Origin of the sequence: Intestinibacter sp., assembly GCF_034113885.1 — a bacterium.
In the GTDB taxonomy this organism is placed as follows: Bacteria; Bacillota; Clostridia; order Peptostreptococcales; family Peptostreptococcaceae; genus Intestinibacter.
Map to the genome: position 1 here is coordinate 1 of NZ_JAXEWM010000180.1, position 6,959 is coordinate 6,959.

Sequence of the window (6,959 nt, forward strand, 5' to 3'; positions counted from 1 at the left end):
AGCTCTAAAGCGATAGCTTCGCTAGAGGATGAAATAATGCCAGTTTTAAAATGTCCTAATTGCGGATCTAAATTTGAATACAAAAAAACTGACAACCGTTAGATGTCAGTTAAGGTGGCATCTTTGATGCCATTTTTTTATAATGCATAGGAAATTATATACATTTAAAATTGTGGATAAATATAATTTCCGTCATGCATTTCAAGAAAATCAACATTATGGATTTTTAGGATAAAGATTTTCTTATAATTATTTAAATTTAAATTGTATTATTGAGATTAACTTTGATGCTAGACATGTTTAATTTTGATAAAATTTTTATATTATAGATTATAGTGTTATACTAAATATTGGAAGATTATAATTCTAAAGTTTAATTATATAAATTTTTAGATATATGACGGAAATTATATTTAGCAAAAATATTTAAATAAATATGGTTTCCTAATATACTATAAAAAAGTGGAGGAAGATTATATATGAAAAATGAACATGAAAAACAAATGTCAGAATCATTTAAATTAGGTGCATTGCTTGCTATAGTAGGAGGATTTTTAGATGTATATACTTATATATGTAGAGGCCAAGTTTTCTCTAATGCACAAACTGGAAATATTGTATTAGTAGGATTGTCTTTGGCACAATCTGATTTTGAGGGAGCTTTTTATCATTTTGTTCCTGTATTAGCTTTTATAGCAGGTGTAATATTGACGGAAATAATAAAAAAAAGAGCAAAGCCTAGACACAGTTTTTTTCACTGGAGACAAATTATAATAGGGGCTGAAATAATAGTTGTTTTTATAATGTCATTTGTTCCAGTTGGAGTTTATGATGTAGTTGTAAACGTATCTATTTCATTTGTATGTGCTATGCAGGTGGAGGCTTTTAGAAAAATAAATGGACTGAATATGGCTACAACAATGTGTACAGGAAATTTAAGAACAGGTACTGAACATATATATAAATCAGTTGTAGAAAAAGATATATCAAAAATGAAAACAAGCATTCAAGCTTATGGGATAATAATTTTTTTCATTATAGGAGCATGTGTAGGTGGTATTTTTACTAATATATATTTAGAAAAGGCTACATTAGTTGCGAGTGCTATTTTATTAATTGTATTTATAGCCATGTTTAAAAAATGTGATAAAGATATTTTAAACGAATTGGAAGAATATGATGAAATAGAAGATGACAAAATGGAGTTTGAATAATTTTATAGTACGAAAGGTTAAATTTAAAAAAACGTATAAATTTTCTTTGATGAAAAAATATACGCTTTTTTATTTTATTAGTTAAATTTTAAACTTGAAAATACCCTCTTACATACAGTTTCCCCAATTATATCAGCTAAAACTAATTTTAATAAATCTACTAATACAAAAGGAACTACACAATAAAATAGGCTTTGCATTACTGTATTTCCAGTTACAAAAGAGAACATAATTGTACCAAATGCATATACAATAGCTAATCCGACAACCATGCTAATAGCAGTTAAAATATGAGAATTGAATTTTTCTTTAATATATCCTATTATAAATGCCATTAAAGGATATCCAAGTAAAAATCCACCAGTTGGTCCAAATAGAACTCCTACACCTCCTGAAAATTGAGCGAATACTGGAATTCCAATTCCTCCTAGGATTAAGTATATTAAAGTCGCTATAAATCCACATTTATACCCTAATATAAGTCCAGTTATAGCAATACCGAATATTTGTAGTGTAAGCGGTACAGTTGTAAAAGGTAGTGGAATAGATATTTGAGCAAATACAGATATCAATGCTGCAAATAATCCACATAAAATAATTTCTCTAGTTGAAAGCTTCATAAAATATATCCTCCTAAAATTTTGCTCCTAAATTAATGTTAACTAAAAATAATTAGTAAGTTAACATTGATTTTACACTAAAAAAAAAATTTTGCAATAGTTTTTGGAAAAAAATGATAAAGATTTTTTTATATATAAATGCTTATGATATACTAAATGTGTAGAAAGAATACTGCAATTGAAAGGGGAGCTATTATGTACAATAGTGGATATTATCAAGGGATATTAGATGAAATCAAATCAAGTGGTTTATGGAAGGATGAAAGAGTTATAACAACTCCACAAAAATCAAAAATAGACACTACACAAGCAAGTGGAGTAGTAAATATGTGTGCAAATAACTATCTAGGTTTAGCAGACAATCAAGAAATAATCGACGCTGCAAAAGCAAGCTACGATAAATGGGGATATGGATTATCATCAGTTAGATTTATATGTGGGACACAAGAAATACATAAAGAATTAGAAGGTAAAATAAGTGAATTTTTACAAACAGAGGATACAATATTATACACTTCATGCTTTGATGCAAATGGTGGTTTATTTGAAACTATAACAACTGCTGAAGATGCTATAATAAGTGACGAATTAAACCATGCAAGTATAATCGATGGTATTAGACTTTCAAAGGCTAAAAAATACAGATACAAAAATAACGATATGAAATCTCTAGAAGAAATGCTTATAAAAGCAGATCAAGAAGGAGCAAAAAATAAAGTTATAGCAACTGATGGAGTATTCTCTATGGACGGTATAATAGCTGACCTAGAAGGAATTTGTGATTTGGCAGAAAAATACAATGCTATGGTAATGGTGGACGATTCTCATGCAGTAGGATTTATGGGGAAAAACGGTAGAGGAACTCATGAATATAGAAATGTAATGGGTAGAGTTGATATAATTACAGGAACATTGGGAAAAGCACTAGGTGGAGCTAGTGGTGGATATACTAGTGGTAGAAAAGAAATAATAGCTTTACTTAGACAAAGATCAAGACCATATCTATTCTCAAATACATTGGCGCCTTCTATAGCAGCTGCTAGTATAAAAACTTTAGAAATTCTTTCAAAAAGTACAGAATACAGAGATAGACTAGAAGAAAACACAAAATACTTCAGAGAAGGCATCAAAAAAATAGGATTAAATATAATCGAAAGTGAGCATCCAATAGTACCTATTATGCTAGGGGATTCTTTAGTTGCTCAAAAATTCGCTCAAAAAATGTTAGAAAAAGGTATATATGTAATAGGCTTCTACTATCCAGTAGTGCCTAAAGGAAAGGCTAGAATTAGAACACAAATTTCAGCATGTCATACAAAAGAAGACTTAGATTTAGCATTAAAGGCATTTAAAGAATGCAAGGAAGAATTAGGATTATAAGAATTATAATTAAGTAATAGATGTTAAAAATTTAATTAAATATAGAAATAAAAAGTGAAGGGAGATCATATATATGCAGGTTGAGCAGAAAAAACAAGTGTCAGAATCTTTTAGACTAGGAGCATTGCTTGCTATAGTAGGGGGGTTTTTAGATGCATATACTTACATATGTAGAGGCGAGGTTTTCTCTAATTCACAAACAGGAAATACTGTATTAGTAGGATTGTCTTTAGCGCAATCTGACTTTAAGGGAGCTTTATACCATTTTGTTCCAGTTATAGCGTTTATAGCGGGTATAATATTGACAGAAATGATTAAAAGTAGAGTAAAACCAAAACCTACTTTTATTCATTGGAGACAAATTATAATAGGAGCGGAGATAGTAATTCTTTTTATAATATCATTTGTTCCAACTGGTGTCTACGATGTAGTTGTAAATGTTTCTATTTCATTTATCTGCGCTTTGCAAGTGGAGGCATTTAGAAAAGTAAATGGAACGAATTTGGCGACAACTATGTGTACAGGAAACCTAAGAACGGCTACTGAACAAATATACATATCAGTTGTGGAAAAGGATAAGGTTAAACTGAGAAAAAGTACTCAAGCTTACGGAATAGTGTTTTTTTTCATTATAGGAGCATCTATAGGTGGTATTTTGACCAATATGTACTTGGAAAAATCTATTCTAGTTGCAAGTGGAATTCTATGTATTGTATTTCTATTTATGTTTAAAAACTCTGAAAGAGATCTTTTGAGGCAATTGGAGAAATATGATAATAAATAAAATTTTAATAAAAACTTAATAATTAGGTAATATTAAATTAAGGTTTAGGGATTATATTTTAAGTATAAGATTTAGTTAGTTCAAGTAGAATTTTACTTGAAGAAGTTTAAACTGACTGTTTGTTTAGTTTAGAAGCTAGATAATTTTTTCAATGTTACTCCTTTTTTAGCAGGATATGGGTCTCCATATCCTGTTTTTTTGACATTTGTGCAATATTGCAATAAGTTTCAGCTTTATATATAATTAGTAAAAGAAGATCATATATTGAGAATAGGGATGTGAAAATATTGAGCAGTAAAGATGAAAGATTTATGATAAAAGTTGTTGATATGTACTATAAAGATGAGATGAGCCAAGATGCAATTTCAAAAAAGTTAAATATATCTAGGGCGACTGTTTCGAGAACTTTAAGTAGGGCTAAAAAAGAAGGAATAGTAAAAATACAGATTAATTACCCAAGCGAAAATACTATAGACCTTGAAAAATCTATAGAAAAAGAGTTTGGATTAAAAGAGGTGTTGATAGCTGTAGAAACTGAGGGTATGAATAAGGATTACGCTGTTTCAGTTCAAGCAAGTGAATATCTAGCTAGAATTTTGAAAAATAATATGAAGCTAGGTATAAACTGGGGACGTTCTATGAAAAATTTAATAACAACATTTGAAGCAGATGGTTATAATAAATCAGTGAATGTAAAAGGCGTAGAGGTAATACCTTTTTTAGGTACAAATAATTCATTTGATGAGAAGTCGGAATCCCTTAGATTGACATATTCTAATTTTTTAGCTATAAAAATGTGCCAATTAATAAATGCGAAAAATTATAATTTATCAGCGCCGATGGTAGTGTCTAATTCTAAGGCAAAGGAAGTTATAATGAATGAACCAGATGTAAAAGGCGTACTTGAAAAGGCTAAAACATGTGATGTAGCGATTTTAGGAATGGGACCTATAGACAAAAGCGGATCTCTGTTCATTCTTATGGAGGATGGAGAAGAGATAGCTGATAAGCTTAGACAAAAAAATGCAGTAGGGGAAGTTATAGGTCGTGCCTATGATAAAAATGGAGAGCCAATCCATAGCGAACTAGATGAAAGAATAATAGGTGTTACTTTAGAGGAATTAAAAGAAATACCATTAAAGATAGGTGTAGCTTATGGAAATCACAAGGTTGAATCCATAAAAGCTGGACTTAAAGGACACTTAATCGACGTTTTAATAACAGATAGAGAGACAGCAGAAAAATTAATTTAAAAGTAATAAAAAATGTACAAATTTTCTTTAATGAAAAAATGTACATTTTTTATTGCTTTTTTTGAAAAAGTGTATTATTATAAAAACATAAAGAAATAAATTCCATATATGAAAAAATGTAACAAGGAGAGAAATATGAAAACAAAAGCAGTTAGACTTTATGGAAAAAATGATTTACGTTTAGAAGAATTTGAATTACCTAAAATAAAAGACGATGAAATTTTGATGGAAGTAGTAACAGATAGTGTATGTATGTCTACTTATAAAGAATGTCAATTAGGTGCAGAACATGAAAGAGTAAACGATGATATAGATATAAACCCAGTAATAGTAGGCCACGAGACAGCAGGTGTAATAAGACAAGTAGGAAGTAAATGGGAAAAACAATATCGAGTTGGTAAAAGTGTTGCAATACAACCAGCAGCATTTATAGATAATAGTATGGCAACTTTCGGTTATTCATTTGTGAATTGTGGAGGAGTTGCAACTTATATAATAATACCAAATAAGGCAATAGAAAGAGGATGTATAATTCCTTTTGATAGTAGTAGGGGATTTTATGCAGCATCACTTTCAGAACCATATAGCTGTATAATCGGTGGAGCACATGCAATGTATCACACAGAAAAATACAAATACGAACATAAGATGGGTATACTAGATGGAGGTAAATGTGCTTTACTTGCAAGCTGTGGACCTATGGGACTTGGAACAATTGATTACATGTTAAATGGACCTAAAAAACCTTCAACTCTAGTAGTTACAGATATAAATCAAGATAGAATAGACAGAGCAAAATCTATATTCTCAGAGGAATATGCTAAAGATAGAGGCGTGGAAATAGTTTATGTAAACACTATGACAGAAGCAGATGCAGAAAAGAAGCTTATCGATTTAACAGGACAAGGTGGATTTGATGATGTCGTAGTATTAGCTCCGATAAGACAGGTTATAGAAATGGCAGATAGAATTCTAGGACAAGATGGTTGCTTGAATTTCTTCTCAGGACCAATTGATAAAAATCTTAAAGCAGATGTAAATTTCTACAATGTACATTATAAATCAGCTCACGTTTTAGGAACTACTGGTGGAAATGTAGATGATATGAAGGAATGCTTACAATTATCTGATGAAGGAAAATTAAATCCAGCAGTTATGCTTACTCATATAGGAGGTATGGATAGTGTAATAGATACAACTTTAAATCTTCCTAAAATACCTGGTGGTAAAAAAATAATATACACAGGAATAGATTTAGAATTAACTGCAATAGACGATTTTGAAGCAAAATCTAAGGATGAAAATAACAAGCATGCAGATTTATTCAAAGATTTATATGAAATAGTAAAAGAAAACAATCACTTATGGAATGCAAAAGCAGAACAATGCTTACTTAAATACTTTGGAAAATGTCAATAAAATATAGAAACTTAATAATAAAATAAATAATATGGGGGAATAAAAATGTTAGTAAATACTAAAGAAATGTTACAAATTGCAAATGAAAAAAATTATGCAGTTCCACATGCAAACGTGGTAGATCAACATACATTAAAGGCAGCTATAAAAACTTGTAAAGAACTTCATATGCCACTTATAATAGGTTGGGCAGAAGTGCATGAAAAATTTATAACAATGGAAGAAGTAGCGCATCTATGTAAATTATATTTAAAGGATATAGATGTACCAGTCGCTATACATTTAGATC

The 6,959-nt window shown here is 29.8% G+C and carries 7 protein-coding genes; 6 read left to right on the top strand and 1 reads right to left on the bottom strand.

The genetic code is table 11. The annotated features are described in order from the left end of the window. Nucleotides 1-479: 479 nt before the first annotated feature. Nucleotides 480-1,214: a YoaK family protein gene (locus SPD90_RS11330; protein WP_290690503.1), complete on the top strand. Its 735-nt coding sequence runs from the start codon at nucleotides 480-482 to the stop codon at nucleotides 1,212-1,214. A 77-nt stretch (nucleotides 1,215-1,291) separates the two neighbouring features. Here SPD90_RS11330 and SPD90_RS11335 read toward each other — a convergent pair whose 3' ends face one another. After that, the gene (locus tag SPD90_RS11335; RefSeq protein WP_290690505.1) at nucleotides 1,292-1,834 is read right to left on the bottom strand and encodes a biotin transporter BioY; all 543 of its coding nucleotides are present in this window, start codon (nucleotides 1,832-1,834) and stop codon (nucleotides 1,292-1,294) included. Nucleotides 1,835-2,029: 195 nt separating this feature from the next. Between SPD90_RS11335 and SPD90_RS11340 the strand changes: the two genes are divergently transcribed. The 5 genes from SPD90_RS11340 to SPD90_RS11360 all read left to right on the top strand — a co-directional run. Then, complete coding sequence (locus tag SPD90_RS11340; RefSeq protein ID WP_320925301.1) at nucleotides 2,030-3,214, top strand: glycine C-acetyltransferase; 1,185 nt, start codon at nucleotides 2,030-2,032, stop codon at nucleotides 3,212-3,214. A gap of 73 nt (nucleotides 3,215-3,287) precedes the next feature. Next, the gene (locus SPD90_RS11345; RefSeq protein ID WP_320925302.1) at nucleotides 3,288-3,998 is read left to right on the top strand and encodes a YoaK family protein; all 711 of its coding nucleotides are present in this window, start codon (nucleotides 3,288-3,290) and stop codon (nucleotides 3,996-3,998) included. A gap of 287 nt (nucleotides 3,999-4,285) precedes the next feature. Continuing rightward, the gene (locus tag SPD90_RS11350) at nucleotides 4,286-5,251 is read left to right on the top strand and encodes a sugar-binding transcriptional regulator (RefSeq protein WP_320624885.1); all 966 of its coding nucleotides are present in this window, start codon (nucleotides 4,286-4,288) and stop codon (nucleotides 5,249-5,251) included. A 135-nt stretch (nucleotides 5,252-5,386) separates the two neighbouring features. Continuing rightward, complete coding sequence (locus SPD90_RS11355; protein ID WP_320624886.1) at nucleotides 5,387-6,670, top strand: zinc-binding dehydrogenase; 1,284 nt, start codon at nucleotides 5,387-5,389, stop codon at nucleotides 6,668-6,670. A 45-nt stretch (nucleotides 6,671-6,715) separates the two neighbouring features. Continuing rightward, the coding region (locus SPD90_RS11360; RefSeq protein ID WP_320925303.1) for a class II fructose-bisphosphate aldolase at nucleotides 6,716-6,959 on the top strand (244 nt) is incomplete at its 3' end.

Bases quoted from the DNA above. Each gene is read 5' to 3' on its own strand.
- SPD90_RS11355 (WP_320624886.1), top strand. From the start codon at position 5,387: ATGAAAACAAAAGCAGTTAGACTTTATGGAAAAAATGATTTACGTTTA.
- SPD90_RS11345 (WP_320925302.1), top strand. From the start codon at position 3,288: ATGCAGGTTGAGCAGAAAAAACAAGTGTCAGAATCTTTTAGACTAGGA.
- SPD90_RS11330 (WP_290690503.1), top strand. From the start codon at position 480: ATGAAAAATGAACATGAAAAACAAATGTCAGAATCATTTAAATTAGGT.
- SPD90_RS11340 (WP_320925301.1), top strand. From the start codon at position 2,030: ATGTACAATAGTGGATATTATCAAGGGATATTAGATGAAATCAAATCA.
- SPD90_RS11335 (WP_290690505.1), bottom strand. From the start codon at position 1,834: ATGAAGCTTTCAACTAGAGAAATTATTTTATGTGGATTATTTGCAGCA.